The sequence below is a fragment of the Paenibacillus polymyxa genome, from assembly GCF_018614975.1.
Lineage (GTDB): Bacteria > Bacillota > Bacilli > Paenibacillales > Paenibacillaceae > Paenibacillus > Paenibacillus polymyxa_E.
This window is the reverse complement of record NZ_JAGGNR010000046.1, coordinates 15,343-38,934: the sequence shown is the minus strand read 5'-3', so window position 1 is coordinate 38,934 and position 23,592 is coordinate 15,343. Positions and strand designations below refer to the sequence as shown.

At 39.3% G+C, this 23,592-nt stretch carries 25 protein-coding genes and 3 pseudogenes; all 28 read left to right on the top strand.

Features of this window, described 5'->3' with window-relative positions:
* Window positions 1-263: 263 nt before the first annotated feature.
* The 28 genes and pseudogenes from J7E78_RS25985 (at window position 264) to J7E78_RS25860 (ending at window position 23,489) form a co-directional block, all read left to right on the top strand.
* Window positions 264-557 (top strand): hypothetical protein, encoded by a 294-nt coding sequence (locus tag J7E78_RS25985; RefSeq protein ID WP_215079315.1) that lies wholly within the window; start codon window positions 264-266, stop codon window positions 555-557.
* Window positions 558-693: 136 nt separating this feature from the next.
* A complete protein-coding gene (locus tag J7E78_RS25980; RefSeq protein WP_215079313.1) occupies window positions 694-1,734 on the top strand; it encodes an ABC transporter substrate-binding protein in 1,041 nt (346 codons plus the stop codon).
* A 1-nt stretch (window position 1,735) separates the two neighbouring features.
* On the top strand, window positions 1,736-2,512 hold the full coding sequence (locus J7E78_RS25975; RefSeq protein ID WP_215079311.1) for an IucA/IucC family C-terminal-domain containing protein: 777 nt from the start codon (window positions 1,736-1,738) through the stop codon (window positions 2,510-2,512).
* A 45-nt stretch (window positions 2,513-2,557) separates the two neighbouring features.
* Window positions 2,558-4,279 (top strand): helix-turn-helix domain-containing protein, encoded by a 1,722-nt coding sequence (locus J7E78_RS25970; RefSeq protein ID WP_215079309.1) that lies wholly within the window; start codon window positions 2,558-2,560, stop codon window positions 4,277-4,279.
* A 400-nt stretch (window positions 4,280-4,679) separates the two neighbouring features.
* Window positions 4,680-5,780, top strand: coding sequence for a cysteine peptidase family C39 domain-containing protein (locus J7E78_RS25965; RefSeq protein WP_215079306.1), 1,101 nt, complete (start codon window positions 4,680-4,682; stop codon window positions 5,778-5,780).
* A gap of 101 nt (window positions 5,781-5,881) precedes the next feature.
* On the top strand, window positions 5,882-6,307 hold the full coding sequence (locus tag J7E78_RS25960; protein ID WP_215079304.1) for a hypothetical protein: 426 nt from the start codon (window positions 5,882-5,884) through the stop codon (window positions 6,305-6,307).
* 306 nt (window positions 6,308-6,613) lie between these two features.
* Window positions 6,614-6,871 (top strand): annotated as a pseudogene (locus J7E78_RS25955) (hypothetical protein).
* Window positions 6,861-7,232: a retropepsin-like aspartic protease gene (locus tag J7E78_RS25950; protein WP_215079302.1), complete on the top strand. Its 372-nt coding sequence runs from the start codon at window positions 6,861-6,863 to the stop codon at window positions 7,230-7,232. The pseudogene J7E78_RS25955 and the gene J7E78_RS25950 overlap by 11 nt, the downstream one beginning before the upstream one ends.
* Before the next feature lie 58 nt (window positions 7,233-7,290).
* The gene (locus J7E78_RS25945; protein WP_215079300.1) at window positions 7,291-7,701 is read left to right on the top strand and encodes a hypothetical protein; all 411 of its coding nucleotides are present in this window, start codon (window positions 7,291-7,293) and stop codon (window positions 7,699-7,701) included.
* 83 nt (window positions 7,702-7,784) lie between these two features.
* Window positions 7,785-8,093, top strand: coding sequence for a hypothetical protein (locus tag J7E78_RS25940; RefSeq protein ID WP_215079298.1), 309 nt, complete (start codon window positions 7,785-7,787; stop codon window positions 8,091-8,093).
* Between the two features lie 18 nt (window positions 8,094-8,111).
* Window positions 8,112-8,594: an SRPBCC family protein gene (locus tag J7E78_RS25935; RefSeq protein WP_311518050.1), complete on the top strand. Its 483-nt coding sequence runs from the start codon at window positions 8,112-8,114 to the stop codon at window positions 8,592-8,594.
* Between the two features lie 119 nt (window positions 8,595-8,713).
* A pseudogene (locus tag J7E78_RS29560) lies at window positions 8,714-8,872 on the top strand (VOC family protein); the annotation flags it as partial.
* Window positions 8,873-9,039: 167 nt separating this feature from the next.
* Complete coding sequence (locus J7E78_RS29755) at window positions 9,040-9,168, top strand: hypothetical protein (RefSeq protein WP_285229472.1); 129 nt, start codon at window positions 9,040-9,042, stop codon at window positions 9,166-9,168.
* A gap of 77 nt (window positions 9,169-9,245) precedes the next feature.
* The gene (locus tag J7E78_RS25930) at window positions 9,246-9,404 is read left to right on the top strand and encodes a zinc-binding dehydrogenase (RefSeq protein WP_215079296.1); all 159 of its coding nucleotides are present in this window, start codon (window positions 9,246-9,248) and stop codon (window positions 9,402-9,404) included.
* Window positions 9,405-9,435: 31 nt separating this feature from the next.
* The gene (locus J7E78_RS25925) at window positions 9,436-10,200 is read left to right on the top strand and encodes a class I SAM-dependent methyltransferase (RefSeq protein ID WP_251035273.1); all 765 of its coding nucleotides are present in this window, start codon (window positions 9,436-9,438) and stop codon (window positions 10,198-10,200) included.
* A 672-nt stretch (window positions 10,201-10,872) separates the two neighbouring features.
* The gene (locus J7E78_RS25920; protein WP_179282962.1) at window positions 10,873-11,658 is read left to right on the top strand and encodes a DeoR/GlpR family DNA-binding transcription regulator; all 786 of its coding nucleotides are present in this window, start codon (window positions 10,873-10,875) and stop codon (window positions 11,656-11,658) included.
* Between the two features lie 26 nt (window positions 11,659-11,684).
* Window positions 11,685-12,827, top strand: coding sequence for an N-acetylglucosamine-6-phosphate deacetylase (gene nagA / locus J7E78_RS25915; RefSeq protein WP_215079293.1), 1,143 nt, complete (start codon window positions 11,685-11,687; stop codon window positions 12,825-12,827).
* A gap of 355 nt (window positions 12,828-13,182) precedes the next feature.
* Window positions 13,183-13,470 (top strand): annotated as a pseudogene (locus J7E78_RS25910) (amidase family protein); the annotation flags it as partial.
* Window positions 13,471-13,497: 27 nt separating this feature from the next.
* Window positions 13,498-13,899, top strand: a complete 402-nt coding sequence (locus J7E78_RS25905) for a DUF4279 domain-containing protein (RefSeq protein ID WP_215079291.1) — start codon at window positions 13,498-13,500, stop codon at window positions 13,897-13,899.
* Between the two features lie 362 nt (window positions 13,900-14,261).
* Window positions 14,262-14,711, top strand: coding sequence for a hypothetical protein (locus tag J7E78_RS25900; RefSeq protein WP_215079289.1), 450 nt, complete (start codon window positions 14,262-14,264; stop codon window positions 14,709-14,711).
* 94 nt (window positions 14,712-14,805) lie between these two features.
* Window positions 14,806-15,036: a hypothetical protein gene (locus J7E78_RS25895; RefSeq protein WP_215079287.1), complete on the top strand. Its 231-nt coding sequence runs from the start codon at window positions 14,806-14,808 to the stop codon at window positions 15,034-15,036.
* An 88-nt stretch (window positions 15,037-15,124) separates the two neighbouring features.
* Window positions 15,125-15,760 carry an ATP-binding protein gene (locus J7E78_RS25890; protein ID WP_215079284.1) on the top strand — a complete coding sequence of 212 codons (636 nt, stop codon included), beginning with the start codon at window positions 15,125-15,127 and terminating at the stop codon, window positions 15,758-15,760.
* A gap of 443 nt (window positions 15,761-16,203) precedes the next feature.
* Complete coding sequence (locus J7E78_RS25885) at window positions 16,204-17,604, top strand: serine hydrolase domain-containing protein (protein WP_311518049.1); 1,401 nt, start codon at window positions 16,204-16,206, stop codon at window positions 17,602-17,604.
* 850 nt (window positions 17,605-18,454) lie between these two features.
* Window positions 18,455-19,240 carry an abortive infection family protein gene (locus J7E78_RS25880; protein WP_215079281.1) on the top strand — a complete coding sequence of 262 codons (786 nt, stop codon included), beginning with the start codon at window positions 18,455-18,457 and terminating at the stop codon, window positions 19,238-19,240.
* A gap of 175 nt (window positions 19,241-19,415) precedes the next feature.
* Window positions 19,416-20,048 (top strand): hypothetical protein, encoded by a 633-nt coding sequence (locus J7E78_RS25875; protein ID WP_215079278.1) that lies wholly within the window; start codon window positions 19,416-19,418, stop codon window positions 20,046-20,048.
* A 242-nt stretch (window positions 20,049-20,290) separates the two neighbouring features.
* Window positions 20,291-21,130: a hypothetical protein gene (locus tag J7E78_RS25870; RefSeq protein ID WP_215079276.1), complete on the top strand. Its 840-nt coding sequence runs from the start codon at window positions 20,291-20,293 to the stop codon at window positions 21,128-21,130.
* A 190-nt stretch (window positions 21,131-21,320) separates the two neighbouring features.
* Complete coding sequence (locus tag J7E78_RS25865) at window positions 21,321-22,082, top strand: hypothetical protein (RefSeq protein ID WP_215079274.1); 762 nt, start codon at window positions 21,321-21,323, stop codon at window positions 22,080-22,082.
* 126 nt (window positions 22,083-22,208) lie between these two features.
* Entirely contained in the window at window positions 22,209-23,489 is a 1,281-nt protein-coding gene (locus J7E78_RS25860; RefSeq protein WP_215079272.1) for a hypothetical protein, read from the top strand.
* Window positions 23,490-23,592 lie beyond the last annotated feature (103 nt).

Sequence of the window (23,592 nt, the reverse complement as noted above, 5' to 3'; positions counted from 1 at the left end):
TTGGTTATTCAACACGCGTGAAAATCCAATGATAATAGGAACAACAATAATAAAAACTACGCCAACAATAATGCCATACTTCATGCTTGGTCGCATACTCATGATTCACCTCCATAATTAGATGATAGGAATCGATGTCTCAATACTCATTGGGCATCGATTCCTTGTGTTCAATAAGAACAGAATTCTACGTTTAGCATTAAGAGGCTCATTTGAATAATATACTAATTCATTTTTTTGTATAGAGATAGGGGAGGTTACGTATGGAAACTAAAGCTATGAATCCAGAAGACCATATCCAACATATGTTGCAGGTGATCATCGAAAAAACACAATCCATCATTAATGATAGCAGTAAACAATCCCTCGGCTCACTAGAATATTTCCTGGGACATATTTTAGAGTATCGGGATGGACAGCAATACATTTCTAATGAGTGGCATATTCGCACACCACGCTGGTTAGGGGAGTATGGGAATACACCAGAGGAAGAGGAGCTTCTTTCAGACATCTACCGATTGCAAGCGTACATTGCAGAAAAGTTAAAGGGCGGATAAGTGATTCGCGATGTCGCATTAGTCCGACTGAAATGTCGCAAAAGTACATGGTAACACGATACGGAGATCGTATATACTCTCTTTATGTTTCGATAATGAAAATCATTATCAGTATTAACCATAAGGGGGATTCATCATGAATCAAGGAACAAAGAGGCAGGCTGCCGGAAGCAAGGCATATGCTGCGCACAAATCACGATTACTTATGGGCTTGATGTTGGCCCTTATTTTGGTCCTGACGGCTTGCGGTGCCGGAACAGGTACAGATAGCGGTAAACAATCTGCTGCAACGCCAGCGGAGACACCTGCGAATGCGGAAACGCAGACGGACGGAGCTTTTCCTGTAACGATCAAGGGTATGAAGGGTGACATCACTCTAAACGAAAAACCGAAGAGAATTGCAATTCTCGATGTTAAGTTTTTGGATCAGATGTTAGCGATTGGCGAGAAGCCAGCAGGAAGTGTTATTGCAGGAGGGAATACCGATTTTCCAGAATATTTAGGAGACCAGCCGAATGGCGTAGAAGTTCTGGGTACACGGGACGAGCCTAACCTGGAAGCCATTGTTGCACTCGACCCGGATCTGATCATCATGACCGACTTCCAGGAGAAACAGTATGAAAGTGTAAGCAAAATTGCACCTACCCTGGTACTCGACTTCTACGAAGACTGGCGTGATACGTTAGCCACAGTTGCTAAGATTACAGACAAGCAGGACGAGGCAGAGAAAGTGCGTACAGCGTATGAAAACAAAATTGCCGGGCTGAAGACAAAATTGTCAGAGAAGCTGGGCGATGAAACGGTGGCGATCATTCGTCCACGAAAAGAAGGAATTCGTGTTCACGGTATTGAGCATCGCATCGGCGGTATTATGTACAATGACTTGGGACTGAAGATGCCTGCTGTGGTACAGGAGATTAATGAAGATGGTTCCGTAGAAATCTCGATGGAAAAAGTGCCTGAGATCGGGGCAGATCGTTATTTTGTGCTGTCGGATGAACTGTTTGCGGCAGAGGCAGAAGCTATGGTGAGTAATCCCGTGTGGAAGTCCCTAGATGCTGTGAAAAATAACCGCACGTATGACGTAAACTCAACACTTTGGATCGCTTATTATGGACCGCTTGCGATTAATCTGATTGTAGATCAGGCATCGGAAGCCCTGCTCGGATCGAACTAATATGAACCCATATCTCTCGACAGACTTATGGAAAGAGACGGTAGAGGATCATTCGATTTTGCTTGGTGAGCCGCCTGAACATAGTGTCCGTACCATTGCTTTAAGTGAGTTGCATGACGAAGAGGCGTGTCGAGAGTATATCAGCTGGTTTCAGGAGTATATCGATGCGCCTGACATGAAGGTTGCCGCTTCGATGTTAGCCAAACGTATTGGTTATCTGTGGACGGCTCCGCTGGTGACCGCGATGACTTTTCATCATCAGCATGTTTCGTTTCAGCTGGAGAACAGCTTTCTCTATCATCCGGCGCTCTCAGATCATGAGGGAGGCACACGATTTCCTTTTCTAGCGGTGAATGGACTTCAGGCTGAAGAACTGACTGGAGACAGGAACGTATGGCGGGAAAAAGCGGTCCAGGAGATGTTTGCGGTACAGCTGACACCTCTGTTAAAGACACTTGCTGCGATTGCGCCTCTTTCGATGAGCATTCTCTGGGAGAATATTATGGTACGAATTGGCCGACTATTCGCTCCTGATGAAGCCGAGACAGAGCAGGAAAGTAAGATCATCCGAGAGGACTTTTCTTATCTGACGCAGGTGGCATCCGGACAAGTGTTTGGTGTGAGGAAGAATCCCTTAACCCGCTTCACCGATTGTAAGGACAATGTGCATGTTGCCAAAAGTGAGCGGATCACCTGTTGTTTCTATTACCAGATGTCAGGGGAATATTGTCTCAAATGTCCGAAAATTGACATTGAGAAAGAATCTCAACTACAATGACAACAGCAACAATTTTACCATTGCTATTGTCAGGAGATGAGAGAAATGCCGCTGCAAGAACAGACAAGTCTATGGAGTGATACGACGATCAAGATGCTTGACGGGGATAGCGGTACTTTGCAGACAGGTAGCGTTTTACACGAAACGGATTTAACTTCAAATGTGCTGCTGCTGGCATATGGAGGGGAAGGGGAGCTTGCAATGGATGGTGAGGGTTGCCACATTGGAGCTTCTTTTGCCTGTCATGTGGTGAAGGGATCATCCTTTACGCTGACGGCCAGATCAGAGGACATTCATTATATTGTCATTATGTACAAGGCTTTTTCCATAGAGGGAGCCTCTCTTGTTGTACCTTCATATCGCAAGCACCCGCTGCGCAGGTCATTTGTTCAAAACTCGGCAACCCATGCGGAATGGATCGAAAACGCCGAAAAAATCCTTGCCAAATGGCGCCGCGGTGAAGGACTGGAACGTTTCTATGCCAACGCTTTGCTCCAGGGAATGATATACGAGCTGATCATGGAGTATGAACGTGGTCAAGGGGGAGCCGAGTCCGACATGGTGGATGTAGTCGCTTCTTATATCACATCGCACTATCGTCAGAACGTGGAGCTAAAAGAGCTGGCAGCCCTAGCGGGCTGTAGTGTAAGACAATTGCAGCGACGGTTCAAACAAGAGAAGCAGCTTGGACCGATGGAATACGTCATCCAGCTGCGTATGGAAAGTGCCTCACGCATGCTGCGTCATACGGATGCGTCCATTGGGGAGATTGCTGACAAAATGGGCTACCGCGACATGTATTATTTCAGTAGGGCATTTAAAAAATATAATGGCGTTCCACCGCTACACTACCGGCATGCCGCCGCTTCGAGAAGAGATGCAGACTATGCGAATGCTTTGCTGCAACATCGCACAGCTTCTTCCTATGAATCAGCCGAAGGCCCGGTCATCTGCCATATGCGCGGGGAGTACACCGTCACCGAAATACCACAGCGTATCGCTGTTCTTGATGTGCAATATGCTGATCATTTGCTTGCACTGGGCTTGTCTCCGGTAGGAAGTGTCGGACTAGGAAGTACCGTGTTAACGTTCCCTCAATCACTCCGGGCAGGACTCCAGCATACAGCATTACTTGGTACGTATGAATACCCTGATCTTCCGGCGGTAGAGCGACTTGCGCCGGATCTGATTATTTGCACCGAGGTGCATGATCAGCATCTTGAACGGTTAAGCCAGATCGCTCCAGTGCTCATGTTCAAGCGTAATGAAAACTGGCAGACCATCCTGAGTCTATTCGGTGAACTGACAGGCAAGCGAGCAGAGGCCAAGCAGATTATCGCAGATTATCATCGCCGAACAGCTTTGCTATCCGAGGAATTGTCCTCTGTACTAGTAGGAAAAAGTGTGGCATTGATTCGTCCACTGGATTCCCTCGTGCGCGTCCATTCTGCTGCTCATCGAACAGGCGCTGTGCTGTACCGGGATCTGGGTCTACCCGTTCCGTTGTTTGTGGCAGATACCACCGACACGGCCTATCATATTTCAGTTGAGAGATTACCTGCAGTACAAGCTAGCCACTACTTTTTGCTGAGTAATGAGCTTATGCAGGATGGGATATCTGCGACAGAGCAGCGGGTCTTGGGGATGCTTGGTGGGGGTGAGCAACAGCAAGTGCATTCGGTGGATGCAGCGACCTGGATTGGGTGCTATGGGCCGATGGGGATTAATGGGATTGTGGATCAGATTGAGCAGGCGTTGTTGGCTTGAGAGGGAGTTATGATTGAGACTCCCCCTATTTACCATATATTCAGAATTCATTGAATTAGTGGAGAGCTTCTCCAAACAGAGATGTATCATATTGAGACCAAAGTCTACATCAATGTGTGATTAGCGGTCCTATATTCGTTTTTTGTTGTACCGCAAAGGTATACCTTTGCGGTGAACCGACATTTAGTTGACTTTGTATAACCAGATTTTTTTGTTAATTTCAAAATATCACTGTAACTTTTGGTGTTTTGCTGCGTTTGTATAGATATACACCAAGAATGGAAAAAAAAGTTTTTTTGGCGAGTCACTCGTGCATTTCTATGAAAGGGGGGGGGTTGCAATTGATACTCTATGAGTATCCAGCTACACGCCAATTATAATAAGATACGGAGGCATTCAATTGAAAAAAATTGCGAGATTAACACTTTCAGCAGTTTTAGCGTTTACCCTTCTTGTACCTAGCGCGTTTGCAGCGGATTCTACAACGGCGAGTAAAGATATTTTAAATATTGCAAACCAAAAAATTGAAGAACGTATACAGCTAGGACATACGGAATTTGAAGGAGTTACCGCCGGTAAAATTATTGGAATGAAAGATGAGAATGAAGAAATCACTAAATCTCTTGTAGTTTTACAAAGAGAAAGTGGCATAGCGGGATATTTTATCATTGATAATAACTCTGGACTTCTCATTGAATTTGCTACGGGAGATGTCTATCCAGGTCAAGGCGAGGATGAAAACAATCTTTATTACTTTGGCCCACTTTTTTACGCAAACAAAGTTGATAGCAATACATTCGAAGAATTAAGTGCAGATCAGACCTTTGAAGCTGATTCATTGGAAGATATAAAAGTTAACAGGTTGAAGGCAGCAGATGTATTGGATGCAGCTCCTTCAAGTGAAAGCCAATCATTAAATAATGATGTTAGTATTAATACAATTATTAATTATGAATATGGTTTTGTTAATGGAGTGCCTGATTATCAACAAAATGATAATACTAGTATGGGTAACGACTGTGTTCCAACGGCTGGTGCCAATGTAATTATGTACTGGCGGAATCAAGGTTATACGAACTTATCATCTAGTGGTTTATGGAAAAATGTTGCTGATCGTCTAGGTGTACTAATGAGCCACAATGATAGATACGGAGTATATTCTAATAAAATTGCTCCAGGGATGAACTCATATACCTCCGAGAAAGGCTACTCGGACTTCACTACAACATGGGATTCATCACCAACTTTTAATAAAATGAAATCCGAAGTTAATGCTAAAACTCCTCCATTTTTACGTCTAGTGAACTATGGATACTCTGACGGTTCAGAGGGAGGTCATTTAGTGAATTTGGTTGGTTATGAGACATACACAGATACCAGTGACTGGTCAAACCCTCAATATGCAATTGTACATGACAATTGGGAAAGCACAGGAGTTAATGTTTACCTTTTATTAGGGCAGTATGGTTCGGTTACTGATATGTGGAAAATCAAAGATTAAAAAAGTTGGGTTAAGTAAAAACGCTGGTCATACCCAGCGTTTTTTTTATTAAACAAGACCGAACAATTCAAATGAAATTTCTTTAAAGATTGAGGAGGAATATGATGAAGAAATATTCACTTTACACCTTAATTTGTGCTTCATTGTTGATCTTGATTCTTAGCAGCTGCCAAATTTCTAATCAGTCCGATCAGGTGGAAGTAAGCAAAGAACCAAAAGAATTAGAAACCTTCTATCCCGGGGATATTACACAGGTTGATTCTATTAGAATGATGAGCAGTGATGGCACTAAAAAAACAACTACAGATCAAGCACTAATTAAGGAATGGATTGAAAAGGTTCGCCACTTAAAAATCGTAATTGATCCTGACCAAGAAGATACAACGGGGGTTTTGTTCTATGTCACTATGTTTGAGCAGGGGAAAAAAATGTTAAATATGACGCCTACCACTATGAATAATCAGCGGATGGAGCCGCAATCGGAATTAGCAGACCGAATGACAGAGCTTTACGATGCTATAAAATAAGGTGATAATCGCTGGTTGTGAACTAGGAAAAGCTAACATTTAAGCACAATGAAAAGCAACGCTCGTTTAAAAAGACGGGGCGTTGTTTTCTTTACTCATCTAAGGTTGAGAATTTTCAATTTGTTTTTTACTTCTAGGCTCCTTTGAATGCTTCTGTAGCCTAAGCAGTTTATGAGTTGCTCCTAGAAAAGGTGAGATTAGACTTTAATGAGACTCGCCTGTCGCCGAGCCGTTGACTATTTTGACTAACCTATATGTTAAAATGATAGTAAGTTGAACAAATACGAATAACAGGAGGTATAACACATGAAATGGCAAGAGGTTAGAGAACTGTTCCCTGACAAATTTGTTTTGGTTTCTATCAATCATTATCATGAGGAAGATAACAAAAAAATCGTAGATGAAGTTGCACCAATTCGCACCGTATCAGAACAAGATGCGAATAAATAGTTTTTTCGAGTAGAGCCTGGTAACGTTGTATATCATACTTCGAATCAAGACTTTGTGATTCATCTCCGTAAAGATCCATTTATGAGAGTGAGACGTAATACGAATGAAAATTAACTATGATGGACAGCTAATTACAACGTCACTTACCGTTACATTCAGAGGAAGAACACTGAAAATAGATGATGTCATTATAGACACTGGATATTCACATACGATCATTAGTCCTGATGTTTTAGAGGAAATCGGCGTGACTTATGAAACAGGGGATTCAATTTTTGAAGCATACGGAATTGGAGGGAGTATTCCTTTCTACACCAAAATCATGGACAGGATTGTAATAGGCACAAACAGCATTGAGAATATAGAGATCGATGTAGGCATATTGCCTAAAGATCACAAAGGTCTTCTCGGATTGGATATTCTGAAACAACAAGGGTTTATTATTGACTTGAAGAGATTAGAGTTACATAAGTGAATTTTGAAATAAAACTCTTTTGAACGGCTATGGTGAAATCGACTTAGAAGGAGAAACTATGAACGAAAAAGTTAAAGGAAAATTAAAAAAGCAGTTGCTACTCATCGTTTTATTTATTTTTATAATAGGAATTCAATTAACTACCAGATACTTAGCGTATCATCCTCCTGCATGGACAACTGCATTATCAACTTTTTGCTTTTTTATATTTTGTATACTTGGTCTTGTAACATACCTTGATCTCAAGAAACAAGAGCAGTTCATAACAATTGGGCAAATTGTAGATGTGAAGAAGAATAAAAATATCATTATAGTTAAAGGATTGGGACGAGGTAATAGCAAAGTTTTAATCAAAGATAGTCATATCCTGAATATGATGCAACCTAATGACCTAGTGGAAATCACGAGATTAAAATATACAAAAATGATAACGAAAAAAGTGTATAAAGACCAAGAGATACATCTTTGATCAAGTAATTGAAGAGTGTGGTATTTTACATAAAACTAGAGGTATATCTTCATATACGTCTAAGGTGGAAGGAGAGAATGTAAATGAACAACATAAATTCTCATCATTGCAACCTAAATATAAGTTATGACCTGCCTGATGAGGTGTGGGATAAAGTTTCTAAAGTATATGAGTGTATGCCAGGGTGGATGGGTTATAAAAGTGGAATTCCATATTGGTTCGGGTCTGAAGAGGATGATGTTTTTATTGAAGCATCCGTTGAGCCTAGTGGATTATCATTTTATGCACAGATGAATAACGATGATTGGATATCTTGGATAGAGACATTTAAGTTGGAAGCGTCAAAAGTGTTGGGTTTTGATGTTGGTGAACCTGAAGATGGATATGTGTGATGAAAGAAGGAGGATCTAATGATGAGTGATTATGGTACATTACATGAGTCAAACGGTCGTTATGCTTTGAGGTTTGAACGATTTCTTCATCAAAATCCAGAAGATGTTTTCCTTGTGATCACAAAGCCTAGTTCCTTCGCCCGATGGTATCCTTTCGCAATAGGAGAGATGGATCTGAGAATTGGTGGCAGGATTGCCTTCGATGATGGTGAAGGAACGACATATGAGGGGACCATTACTGAGCTAGAGAAGCCATATGTATTTGGTTTCCGTGAAGTTGATGATCTGATTAACATTTCATTGCAGGCAGAAGATAAAGGGTGTCGAATGATCTTTACCCATACGTTTAACGATGATTCATGGGCAGTGAATACTGCCGTAGGATGGCATAGGTGTCTGGATGTATTGGTGCAAATCATCAATGGTAAACCCATTCAGTGGCATGATAACTCCACTAAGCTGCGTGAAATCTATAGTGAAGCATTTAATATGGAAGGTTAAGAGAATAAAAAAGTTATTCCAATATAACAACCCACCCAATGTTGACCGCTATAGGTGGGCTGTTGTCGTGACTAAGGGTTTGTGAATACAGATAAGTTATCTGAAACCGACAAGATGGGGGAGGAGAATATAAAACGTCTTATCATCCATCCCTCAGAAATCTAGCATTTCGAGTTAGTTATGAAGATCTTAAAAACAGTGTAAGCTGGCTTCAAACAATCGAAATAGATCCTGTTCCATTTGGAAAACGCGATTCAATACATCCATTTATCAGACCAAAGCACTAAAAGCAATTCCTGCAGAATATAAATTGAAGTCGGCATCAATCAAAAACATGGCCCAACAAATTCGAACGGTAAAAACAGGCTCAATTGTATGGACTGCAGATGTATTAACAACGATCATGGAACCAGGCAGTGAAACACTAAGAAATAGGAGGGTTCATATGAAAGCTGTGATTTACACAAATTACGGACCGCCAGAAGTGCTGCAGATGAAAGAGGTGGGAAAGCCGAAACCAAAAGACCATGAGGTTCCTCAGAAACCAAATACGATATTGTTTATGATGCGGTAATAAAAGCCAAACCCTCACAATGCCAAAAAATCTTAACGCCCAATGGTGTCTTTCTAAACAACAGTCGACTTCCGAAAATGGAAGCAGCCGATTTACTCTTTCTCAAAGAGTTGATCGAGGAAAACAAACTTAAACCGATCATCGATCGAACCTATGCTCTTGATGAAATTGTGGAGGCCCACAGATATGTGGATACCGGGCGCAAGAAAGGCAATGTGGCAATAACGGTAAGATAGAATGAAGGATTTATAGAAATACAGCTTTACGCTGACGGAGGTTATTGCGATCAATACGGACAAGATTCATCACATTAATCGTTCCTATTGGGATACAAGAGGAAATGAGTTTTTAGGCGCGATCGTGCTTCCTCTGTACGGAGCGTTTGTCTCGGAAGCGAAATACCGTCTGTTTGGAGATGTCTCTGGGACAAAGGTACTGGAGATCGGCTGTGGAAACGGTCAATCCCTGCAGTATCAAGGTGAGCGGCAGGCAGCTGAAATATGGGGCATCGATTTATCCGCGCAGCAGATTGAGAAGGCACGGCAGCATCTGGCGGAGCGCGGAATTTCGGCGAGGCTGATCTGCTCACCCATGGAAGAAGAATGCGGTATACCGACGGAATACTTTGACTATGTGTACTCCATCTATGCGATAGGCTGGACCACCGACCTCGAAGGAACGTTCAGCCGGATTGCTTCCTATCTCAAAAAAGACGGTATCTTCATTTTCAGCTGGTCTCATCCCATTCATAGATGCGTCATCGAAGAGAACGGAAAGTTCGTGTTCGGTAAAAGTTATTTCGATGAATCCTGGTGCGCCGTGGCTCCCGAGTTTGTCCACGGTGAACTCACTTTATCCGACCGCAAGATGTCCGCCTACATCAATGCGTTGGCAAAAGCCGGGTTCGCAATCGAGCAGATGGTGGAAGAAACCGACGAAGAAATCATGAGGCTGCAGGGCGAGGACAGTGATCTTGCGCAAAGAGCGAAGATGTTTCCCGTCACTTTTGTGATCAAAGCTAGAAAGTTGTAGGCTTAATGGTAAAAGGATGGGCTGCCCCCATGTCATAGAGGTGACAACTCATTGGTATTATCCCCTCATGGTAGACAGTGAAAAAAGAGATCATGTTATTCAAACACTTGAAACCGGAGAGGGGATGCCAGTGAAAAAAGGATTTTTCTTTTAACCATATTCTGCAGTGTTTTTGGCAAGGAATGCTTTACAAGTGGAGAAAAATAAAAACAACAGTAGTGATGTAGCTGCTCGAATTCAATATGAATCTTATGTTACAGGCGCACTATTGTGTACAGTTGGTTATTTCAAAAGCTACAATAAATGAATTTTTCTCCAACATAAAAGATGAGAATCTAATAACAATAAGAGATTGAAACCGAAGAAAAGAGAATTAATTAACTCAATGTGGGAACTAGGTATACCAAGGACAGCTAAATACAGTATTTTAGACAAATATCAAATCGCTCTTACATTAGCTGATAAAAATCGGCTCCGAAATCCATTCATTAATTTTTTCTTAGCAGTAAATCTTAACTTATGAAGACGTTAACGGATGTAAATTCATCTGGCTAACGTCTTTTTTTATTGAACGGTCAGGAGTAAATACTTACACCAACTTAATATTTACTTATAATAACTTGCAAACAATCAAGATTATGCTTATAATTACTTAAAGGAGGTGCATGTATTGTGTATCAAGAGGAAAGATTGTTAAAGATACTCGAATACTTGAAACAACACCAATCGATGAGTGTTACAGATATATGTACGCTGTTTGAAGTATCAAGGGATACTGCACGAAGGGATATTGTTAGATTAGTACAAGAAGGCGTTGTGATTCGAACTCATGGGGGGCTATCGTTACCTGAGTTACAGAAAGAAATGCTGTCTTATCAGGATCGTTTGATTGATGAATCCGAGAGTAAGAAAAAAATAGGGAAGTTTGGGGCAAAACTTATCCAAGACCATGAGACTGTGATTTTAGACGTATCAACCACGGTGCAATTTGTAGCGGAACAAATTAGCGCAAAAAATTGCACGGTGGTCACGCACTCCATTGATAACGTAGGGATCTTGTCCAATCGAGAGGATCTCCAAATCTATATACTCGGTGGTTACTTGAATGTAAAGCACCGCTTTTTATATGGCTCTTCCATTATCGATAAACTAAGTGAAATTCGTGCTGATAAAGCCTTCATTGGAGCATCAGCGATCCGGTCTGATGGACTCTATTATCCATATGAAGAAGATGCCCGGGTAAAGAAAGAAATGGCCAGAAGATCTGATCAGGTTATCGTAGTAGCCGATCACACAAAATTTATTGGCAAATCTATTCATCGGCTGGACTTTGATTTCGTTGACATTTTAGTCACAAATCTGGAACTCCCGAGTGAGATCAGAGAAGTTCTGGATCAGAAGAACATCACTGTTATTGAGTGTCAGGAAGAAAATGAAGAGGTTCGAAAGCAAGACTGATAACCATAGGGAAGAGGAGGGTTTTTATGTATTATATTTTGCATAATGTACAAATGGCACTTCGCAACCGTATCGTTCCATCAGCCAATGTGTGGATTTCTGAAGGGGAAATTATGAGGATAGACACAGGTGATCTTCCTACGCTAGAAGGAGAGTATGAACGGATTGATGGGAGAGGACATTTGCTAGTACCTGGGATGATAGATGTTCATATCCACGGTGCCAATGGCTTTGATATGATGGACGGTACTGAAGAGAGTATTCAAGAAGTTTCACGCCAATGTGCTTTAACGGGGTGTACCTCATTTCTGGCTACATCTGTTAGTTCTACGATGGAGGATCTTCTGGAAATGATTCGTAGTGTCAAGCGTGTAATAGGACAAGAAGTGGGAGCAAAGATCGCAGGGATTCACTTAGAGGGACCGTATCTGAACCCGAAGCGAAAAGGAATGCAGAATGAAAAGTATTTGCGGCATCCCAACATAGAAGAAATGAAGATCATTTTCCAGGAAGCAGGGTCACTCATTAAGATGGTTACTATTGCGCCCGAGCTGCCGGGAGGAATGGACTTGATTTCCTTTTTGAAAGAACAGGGAGTAGTTATAGCGATCGCTCATTCGGATGCCACATATGAGGAAGCCAAACAAGCCTTTACATCAGGTGCCAGTCATGTTACGCATTGTTTTAATGGCATGCGGCCGATCCATCATCGAGATCCGGGTCTGATCGTGGCTGCTTTTGAAGAGAAACATGTAAGTCTTCAAGCTATTGTGGATAATGTCCATCTGCATCCTGCTATTATTCGACTGATACATAACCTGAAAGGACCGGAAGGAATGGTCTTGATCACAGATGCTTTACAAGCAATGGGTATGGGCGATGGGAATTATCTATTTGGAGGCCATCATGTCACGGTATCGGGTGGCATTGCAAGACTGGAGGATGGAACACTGGCCTCCAGTACAGTTACCATGAATGAAGCCTTACGTTATACTGTCGAAACCGGAATTCCCTTGATAGATGCCGTACAGATGGCTTCAACTACACCGGCCAATATTCTTGGATTTCAACAAAAGGGTGAAATTTCCTCTGGTTTCGATGCCGACCTGGTCCTATTGGATGATGAATATCAGGTTCTCTGGACGATGGTGGGCGGTCAAATTCTATAAATGACTATTATTTGCGATTCCACAGCGTAAGCCCATTAGATAAGTCTAGTGGGCTTTTACACGAACGTTAAATGTCAGATCGGGTTTCAAGGACCTTCTGAGTAAGTTCAGGGAATCTTATTCGTTGTCCTAAGACAGATTGAACAAGCCGCAATTCATTTGTATAGAAGTAGATATGGCTGAATTGTTCTGCCTTTCGCCTGAATATCAGCAAGCAGATCAAGGACAGCGGCGTAGAATAAATTTAACATGATATTTACGCATCGGGCATTCGCTGGGCACCCAGCATAGGCTGGGTCATGAATACAGGCGTTATCGGAAATCAACGTAAAGACGAAAAATGAAAATCTATTAGATTCTTAGTTGCTTTAAACTAGGTGATAGATTAGAGTTTTATTGTTTATCCCGTATTGCAATATATGATCAGAATGGTCCCCATATTAATGCCATTATGGAAATTAATCCGGATGCTATCTTCATAGCAGAGGCGCTCGATATAGAGTGGATTCGTACGGATAGTAGAGGAGCTCTTCATGGTATACCTATTCTTGTGAAGGACAATATTGAAACCGGAGACAAAATGCATACTAGTGCGGGAACACTAGCATTGGCACAACATGTAAGCAAGGAGGACGCGTTTTTAGACATATAAATTGAGGAGAACTTCAATATGGAAAGAACAAATGTGAAAGTCGAATTCAGCATATTTGGAGAACAATTTGACCCCAATATAATTACAAATACATTGTTAATCACTCCTACAGGAACCTGGCTAAAAGGCGATCCTGTGCGAAGAGATCTATTTCGTAAGGAAACATGTTGGGAAATAGCCACAGAATACGAAGAATCTTTGGATATTAATGATCAGATTGATAAGGTTATAGATCTGATTCAGGATCAAAAAGATCAAGTAATAAGATTAATTAGAAAGCACAATCTTGAATGTAAGTTTGAAGTCGTAATTAATATTGAGAACAATGCAAAGCCAGCCATGTATCTAAACAAAGACACTATAAAGTTCATTTATGATTTAGGGGCAGAAATTGATTTTGACTTATACATTTATAGTTAAGACTTGATGATAGAAGACTCAAAGAAGAGTAGGACATCACCTAACATAATATTCACGCTGCGGACATTCGTCCTTGGCCCGGCAGTCGCCGGACACCCGACATACGTCGGGTCGTGAATACAGGAACGTTATCCGAAACTTCCTGATGAAGTGACAATTGATGTTAGTATCATTAATAACGATACAATTGCAAGTGTGGAAATCGATGGTTACAACCCCAATATTGAACCTATAATTGAAAGCAAACAGTTAGACAATTAAATCGATTTAGGAAATATCCGCAGATTAGTTTAGCGGTCGCACTTGAACTTGCAAATATAGATCTTAAAAAATGAAGAGAAAAAATTAAAGGAGTTTCCAAAATGAAGAATCAAAAGCGTTTAATGATTTTGCTATTTCTTTTGATAATACTAGCCCTAAGTGGTTGTGGTTCAAGCAGTTTAAAGACGGATGAAATTGTTGAGGACGGGTTGATCATAAACTCGATTTCAATCGGACTGGGAGAAAGCAAAGAAGATGAAGGTATAACAGTTGTAACATACAATTTCAATCTTCGGAATAGAACCAATAAATCAATAATTCTAAAAACAGTTGAACCGATTATAAGTAAGGAAATTCAGGAGCGATTAATGGATAGAGACATTAAATTGGACATAAATGAGAAAATTGATGGTGATACTTCGGAAGCACTGACAGGTACGTTTAGATTAGATACCAAAGGGCTTGATAAAGAAGAAATCATGAAGTTAGACATTAATGTTAAAGAATTTAATATAGCCATTGAACAAGTCGTAGGAATAAATGAACCTTAAGGCTAATCAATATCGGATAAATTGTTTATGTTGTGGGACAGGCATCCTTCTTGCTGAAAATAGTGGTGTTTTCCTTAAAGGAGGATCTTAAATAATGAGAAAACGACATTCTATTGAAAAAGCGGAGTGGTCAGAAACTAGAGAGAACCACTATCACACAGACAGCAAGGATATGGTGTTTTCATTTGACGATAGACTCATTGAAGTGGATGGCACGGTTTATTTGAAAAGAAAAGAAGTCCAAATGAAGGTGATAAAACCTCTTAAACGAAAAACAGTTTGGTATGAAACATGGCTAAAGATCAAAGAAATCTACAATACATAGTCTAAAATGAAATTCAACATGATCGCTTAAGAGCCAGTGAAGGTTGATTAATCATTTTGTGAGTAATATGAGGAGGTAATTTATTTCAATGACGATAATGTGTCTCGAAGGTGCCAGTTCAGTAGGTAAAAGTACCACTTGTCAACAGTTTGCTACACAGTATGATGCATTTATTGTTCCAGAAACAGGGCTTCTGTTTGAATCTCCTCAACTTGAAGGTAGGGAACTTATGATGTGGTTGCTGGAGAGACAAATCGATAGATGGCATATAGCATATGAGAAGAATCAACAACATGAGTATGTGATTTTGGATGGCGATGTATTTAAGATGTGGTACAGCTGGATATATGGTTATGAGCACCTATCTTTAGATGAAACAGCGGACTTTTTTAGAGGTAAGCTATTGAAGAATGAAATATCATTACCGGATGCATATGTACTATTCTGGGCAGAAGAAGATGAACTGCGCAAGCGAAAGGAGATGGATCAGACAAGATCCAGAAGAAATTTTGATAAACATCTGCGCATGATTGAACCTCAAATGAGATACTTCCATTATCTTAATGAACTCGTACCAGGATATGTGGGAATTCATAAAGCAGAGTCTATAGCAGATAATATACATCATATTGTAAAGCATAGCGAGACATTACCGGACATAAAAAAACGAGAGATCGAAATTTTTGATAGAGGAATTGATTTCTATAAAAGTAACACTCCTTAATCTTAGTATGATTTTAATATCAGATCCCAAAAGCTACTTTAGCTGTGTCTTGGTTAAATGACCAAATACTGCGATCAAAATAAAAAGAAATATGCGAGGTGAGTTATGGGCGTAAGAAAAAAATATAAACGTAAAATCGTTCGCTCCAATCGATTATTTTATTGGTATGTTGAACCGGATATTGACGATGAAGGAATAATCAAATTACATATCGCTCCTAAATGGAGTGTAATTGCATTGGTGAAATAACTTAGATTCGTGTGGACTCTTTTGAAAACGCATACGTGAAAACAAGAGATGCAATTAACATTTAATATAAAAGGAGAGAAGCTAATGCAGATGAATCGTGGATATAAGACTGTTAACAAAGTAATCGCTTGTGTTCTTTCATTCATATTTATCATTATGGCAATAGCGTTACCTGCCACGCCGAAGAGAAACAGGTGGAGACTACACCATCCAGGATTCCTTTATCCAATTTAGAGGAGACGATTGATGCTTATGTAGCCTCGTATGAGAAGTACACCGCTGCCGTTTCGGTTGTGGCTATCAAAGATGGTGAAACCATTGTGAATAAAGCATATGGTTACGCGGATATTGAGAATCAGCGAAAGGCGGATACCTCTACTGTGTTTGAATGGGCTTCAATCTCGAAACTGTTGGTCTATACAAGTGTGATGCAGCTTGTCGAACAAGGAAAGCTTGATTTGGAGACGGATATCCAAGAATATCTGCCAGAGGGATTTTTCAAAAAGCTGAAATACGATGATCCAATTACCCTATTGAACCTGATGCATCACAATGCGGGTTGGGAAGATCAAACAGCGGCCGAGGTGTTTTATTACTCCGAGGATGAAACGTTAGAATTAGGAGAAACGCTGCGTAAAAATGAGCCGAAACAGATATACAAACCGAATAGCATAGTGGGTTATTCGAACTACGGCGTTGGTCTAGCTGGTTACATTGTGGAAGAGATAAGTGGACAACCTTTTTATGAATATGTCAATCAACATATTTTCGAACCGCTTCATATGAACGACACTTCAATTCATCCAACGGGGCAAGATCATCCAGACCTAGTACATAGAAGAAATGAGATTGAAGGGTATACGAAAGATTTGAAACTGATCCCTGAGAACAGAGTATACGTAACGTTTTATCCTACAGGGGCAGCCATAGGGACAGCAGAAGATTTAGGCAAATTTCTTGCAGCGCTGATGCCAGTAGATGATAGCAATGTATTATTCAAGAACAGGGATACGTTGAACGAAATGTTGTCGACAAGTCTCTATTATGACGGGACCTCTACTCCGCGATTTGCACATGGGTTCGTTGAGATGGAATACTGGGTGCCTACACTGATGCATGAGGGGAATCTGAAAGGGTTTTCCAGCAAACTTGTCTTTGATCCCGAATCTAAATTTGGGATGGTGGTCATGACAAATCAATCTTTTGAGGAAATTTATTATTACGGACTTACTAAAGAGATTTTCGGTGATAACGTCAATTCTAATAGAGTTACTTCGGAGGGGGGAGGATATTTTCAATCCGCACGACGGGCAGCATCTAGATTTACTAATTTATTCAGGCAGCTTGATATAACCAAATTTTCAAAAGCTGAGTTAAGTAGTCTTTATAATGTGGTCGAGCATAATGGCGTGGTTGAAAAAATTTCCTTCACTCCTTACATGGATTATTTGCCTGTATCGAAATGGAAGGTGAACTTGATTGTAATATCTTTTATTCCTGTTATACTAGCCATTCTTTTCAGTGTGACTGCTTTGCTCGTCTATTTATTCGGATGCTATTTTACAATCGAAATAAACGAGGAAATCCTCGGATAGATTTTAATAAATATCATCTTGCAATTAATGTTGCAGGTGCGGTACTTCCTCTTAATATTTTCATCATACACACGAGACTTCCAAATTATCCCGCTCATTCTTCAATACGGATCAATTTAATGTTTAACCTACTTTATGTGGTTCTAGCAGTGGCATATCTTGGCTTGCTTATGTTCAAACTGCGGAAGAGCAGTTATAGTAAAAAGCAAGAGGTGATGTACATTATGTCTGGCATCTCGGCTTTCATCTTGGCTGCTTTTATTGTGGGATGGAATTTGTATGTTTAGAAGATTAAACGCTGAATATTCAAAGCATTGCAATGGCTCGTGGATGACTTCTATAGATAAGTGAAATATTAAGTGGGGTCAATTAAAAGGAGTAAAGGCAGCAGTTCCTTATTGGGGACTGTTGTCTTTTTGTTAGTATGCCCTTTGGTAACTTGTGCCTTGGGATATTGAAGGGGGATCAAGATCATCCTATTTTTTGTCTCTTAAAATAAACTCTGAGACACTCTTTCGCCACTCATTTGCTGGAAAACGGACAGATCTAAGATACATTCAGGGGGGGCTATTTGGTCATACGGGTGCACGAACAACTGAGCGATATACTCATGTTAGTACGAAAAATATTCAGCGTATTAAAAGGCCATTGGATCGTATGGATACGGAGAATGAAAAGAATTAATAAATCTCCCTTTTTCTCCAATTTTTTCTTCGCAAGTATCACCGCATGGGTTATCATATACGTAGTCAGATATCAGGCAGGCAGTGTGGTATTTACGAAGTACATTGCTTAGATGTTAGTTGAAATTCGACAAACCGATAAATAGAGATTTTGGAGTTGATCAATTATGGAAAGATTGAGTGGAAAAGAAGTGAATAGTGTGGTCGCTTATATTGGAGTCAGCGGTGGCTACTTAGGAAACTTTTCATACGCCTCTCACGCTGAATTCTATCCTGCATATTGTGGCTTAGATATTGATCCTAATGAATTTAGTGGAACAACAAGAGAAAAATTTATAGCAATATTATCTCAAGCAGATCCATTAGTTCAGTCAAAAATTATACAAGGAGTAATCGACAAATATCCTTTAGAACATTTTGAGGATCGGTTTACTGATGGGCATTTAACTGAAGGAGAATTCAAACAAAAACAAAGAATTCATGCAAGCATGTTATCATGGATACCTGATTTAAAGGGCAAAGGATTACTTGCCGTACAAGATTTAACGTATAATTACCAATTTGTACAAGAGACATTAGACCACTGTCAGACATTGATTTCGGAACATGATTGTAGAAGTGCTGTCGATCGGGCGCATACTGCCTTACATGGATATTTAAAAGAAACTTGTAATAATGCAGGGCTTACGATTACTGAAAACAATCCAAAAATACAAGACTATTGGAGTAAGTTGAAACAAGAACATCCGAGTATTCTGATAGATAATGCAGAAAGCCATCTTCCTATCAATCAAATTATCAATGCAATTGGGAAGCTTTTAGAAAATTTAAATGGGATAAGAAACAATAGATCATACTCTCACCCTAATGAACAAATCATAGGAGAGCCTGAAGCTAAACTTGTAATAAATTTATTCAGAAGTATTTTGCAATATATCGATTCTAAAGTATAAATTTTGAGTGCGATATCAAGAAGTGTCGAACATCAACTAACATAATATTCAAGCAGCAGCTCCTTCGGAGCCTTGGTCTGTGGAAGAATTTCGAATAGGCATTTCAGCAGACACCCCCTTTGGGGTTCATTGAATACAGGGTTATGTGAAATCCTAGTAACAGGGAGAACTGAATATGATATTGCAAAGCATACTATCATTTATTTTAAGTTTACTAGCAGTATTCCTTCCAGTTATTATTGTGTTATTTCTGAAAGGACCTTTTAAATTATTTTTATACCTTTCACCGTTATTTCAATTATTGCTTGCAGTAATTGCATACTATGCTTATCCAATATTTTATAATAAACATGATAGTTGGGGATGGATTTTATTCTACTCAGTAATCACCAGTGCAAGTTTAGTTTTGTTTTTTATTTTGATAACTAGTGCAATTAAGGGTATAAGGAAGATACTTTATGAAAGTACTAATAATGCAATATTAGAGAGACTGAGGCTACTTTTTTATTTAGTTTATTTTATTACAATACCCCATTTAGTATTTGCTTTAATTTATGCATTTTGGGGGATTGTATCTAAGGCAGAGAATATTACACTTTTTGAATCAATTTATTTTAGTTATTCTCTTATCTATTCTCTACCTGTCAGTAAGACAATAGATGACTACAGAAGTATTATTACAGACGAAAACTCAATTCAACTGCTATATATGGTTCATGTAGTTATTTCAAAAGCCTTTGAAATTGTGGTACTGGCGTTTGTTGCTTCAAGATTCATTGATTATATTAAGCCAACTCAAGAAGACTAGGACTCCACATAACATAGCATTCACGTTCGCAGCCTTACGGTTGTTCGGTCACCGAGATGTATTTCGAGGGAGCGGAATCAGGTGACAACCCTGCGAACCTTAATCGCGTCACGGTCACTCCTTTGGGACTTAAGGTTCTTGGGTTGGTGAATGCGAGAACGTTATACGACAGAATCTAAACAGTTAAACAAAGAAATTTGATAGAGCTAGGTATACAACAGTAACAAGAAGGGTGAATGTTAATGACTAAACGGCAGTATTTCTCTGCACGTAATGGAAAAAATACAGGAGAGAACTTTCCCATTGAAACACTCAGAGAACTGATTTTTAGAATTTATCATTTTTTTCATGAGAAAGAGTATTATCAAGAGGCATTTGGAAAAATGTGTGTAGATGCAGGATTGATTTCTGGAACGTGTGGAAGTGATATTGAAGGGGATTTTTTGAGGAAACTCCGCAAACATAGCATTTGGCCTATAGATGACTTTTATATGAGTTACTCTGATGATGATATATTTGATGTGATAGAAGTACTCTTTGATCTTGTCTCAAAACCTATTGAAGGTACATACCACGATTGGAGCGATTGTGGATGGCATTATTATGAATTTGATAAAAATTTAGGCCAAGAGGAATTCAAAGTAGAGATTAATGAAATTTTGAGAGATTATAAACAGGGCTATGAGTTGTCAAACGATGGTGAAATTCTTTTATTAGGAGATAAGGGTCTGAATTTTCTGTTAGAAGCTAAAATTCCGGAATATGATTTGAGTAATGTTGATAACAGAGTAGAAATTGCTATTTTGAAATTCCGAAGATATCGTGCTAGTTTAAATGAAAGAAAAGATGCAGTGAGAGATTTATCTGATGTTTTAGAATACTTAAGACCACAAATTAAAGAGCATATGTTATCTAAAGATGAGTCTGAACTTTATAATATTGCAAATAATTTTGCCATCAGACATCATAATGATAAACAAAAGAAAGATTACGGTGCGCTTTGGTTGAGTTGGATTTTTTATATCTACCTCTCAACAATACACTTGATAGTAAGAACTATAAACAGGTCTGAGAGTAGCTGAAGGAAGAAAATCCATAGAGAGCAAATTCCAGAAGTGATTCCGTCGTATAACATATTATTCAAGCAGCGGCTCCTGACGGAGCCTTGGTCTGCTGTAGGAATTTTCGAGCAGGTATTTCAGCAGATGACCCCTTTGGGGTTTGTGAATACAGGAACGTTATGTGAAATCATTAATGAATAGGAGGTATAAGATGACTAGTTTCATCTGGGGAAGAGATCCCAAAGAAGCTTATCAAAACCCATATGAGTACGAGGCTCAAAATCAGTTTTACAGAGAAGCGAGTGAATTATTAAGGTTATTATTTGAGCATATAACAAAAAAATCAGGTACATATATACGTGACGATCAAAGTGCTGAAAAGGCTATTTGGATGTTATCTCTTGACTCTTTAGAATCTTTAATTGATTGTCTTGAGTTACTTCGAGATAAAAAGCATAGGATTGCAGGTAGGCTATTTCGTGATGCTGTAGAGACAATGGATATAGCCTCTTATTTTAATTCCAATGATATAAAGAAAGATAAGCATTTAAGAGACTGGTACAAAGATAAAGTCATACAAAATAGCATCTATAGAAACTATATAAAAGAAAACGATGAACAGGAGTGGGGAGTATTACAAAAATACTATAAACAGTTATCCAAAATTAATCATAGAACATATAGATCATTAGCGTTTTCTTACTCATTAGGTAGTAATGAAAGGCTGATATATGAAGGTAGATATGAGAGCGGATTAATGGTTCCTCCTCATGTGATAGCAATGTATTATGCTCTGCTTAGTGGTTTAATCAGTAATTTCATATTGAGAATAATTGATTGCAGATTGATTTCTGTTGAAGAAGCAGATGAATTTTGGGATCAGGCATTAGAAGAGGAAGTTATAGAGAGAAGATTTGTTTCACCCAAAGAAGTATTCGAAAGATTTATCAAAGAGGCTGATGACATCACATAACATAATATTCACGCTGCGGGCATACGCCCTTGGTCCGACATTCGCCGGACACCCAGCATGCGCTGGGTCGTGGATATGGGAACGTTAGATGAAATTATTGTAAAAAATTAATACTGGGAGGCTAATATGGATTGTATTATTCCTTATACACATAAAAGACTACTTGAAGCACATCGTTTGTGGCACCAAGCATATGATAACTATTTTGATCCGGAAGGATTCAGAGTGAATATCAATGCGACCATACAGGCTTTAAGAAATTTGACTTTTGCTCTTCAAAATGAAAAAGAAAAAATTATAGACTTTGATTCTTGGTATCCAAATTGGCAATCAAAAATGAAAACTGATCCAATTATGAAATGGCTTAATGAGGCTAGAGTCAAAATCGTTCATCAGAAGGACCTTGAAACAAAAAGTCAGGCAAACGTTCTAATTCATAGTTATTTTAACCTCGTGGAGTATAAGTTTGATGTACCAGCGCTTTTACCCTCTGAGGTAATTGCTCACAACGCAAAAAGTATTATCAAAGAAAAAATTGAAATTCCTGAACATCAATTAAAGGAGTGTATAGCAGTTGTAGAACGAAGATGGGTAGCCGAAGACCTACCTGATTGGGAGATCCTCGATGCTCTTGCATACGGGTTTAATTTTGCTAAAGATATCGTTCTTGATGCACATAAACAAGCAGGATCTAATTATATTCAGTGCTCACTTCATGATTATTTACACCCGTTATCCTATGACGATCTGACAGGACAATATAGCTGTATGAATATGAATGCAACGTTCAGAACACAAAATATAGTATTAAGTGACTTTCAAACAAGAGCATTTGAAACGAATACGGTGAAAATGAATGAACAAATAATATCAGCAGCTAAGAAAAGATATTCATCCAAGATATTTAGTCAACTTTCTGGAATTTCAAAACATGATCCATTTAAATTCGCTGATACTTTGAATAAAGTGGCTTTGCAAGTGCTTAAAAAAGATAAGTATCACGAATGGATACAGTTTATTAAAGTGCCATACAAAGGGTGGGAGTTACGCACTGTTAATCCAGAAGATAAATCAGATAAGTTTTTAATTATGAAAGAGCTTGCTCAATATGTTAAAGAAACAAAGGCCACTTGTGTAATTAATATCAATGAAGCCTGGGTCTCTGGAGATGTAGATGCAATAATGGGCGGTACTCCTGTTAGTGAGACACAAGATAAAGCTGAAGCACTTTGTATTTCTGTAATAACCTCTGATGGGAAATCCAGAAGTTATATGACTGAATTCCAAAGAAGATATTTTGGGAATATTAAATTTTTAGAGACGAAAATTGCTGAAGAAAATCCAGGATATTTTTTAAAACCCGTCTTAGATGTATGGGAAACTAGAAGTGAAGAAGTATCTAAATAAATTTAGCGTCTCTATGAAGACAATAACTTCAACTAACATAATATTCACGTTGCGGGTATACGCTATTGGTCCGGCATTCGCCGGACGCCCAACATACACTGGG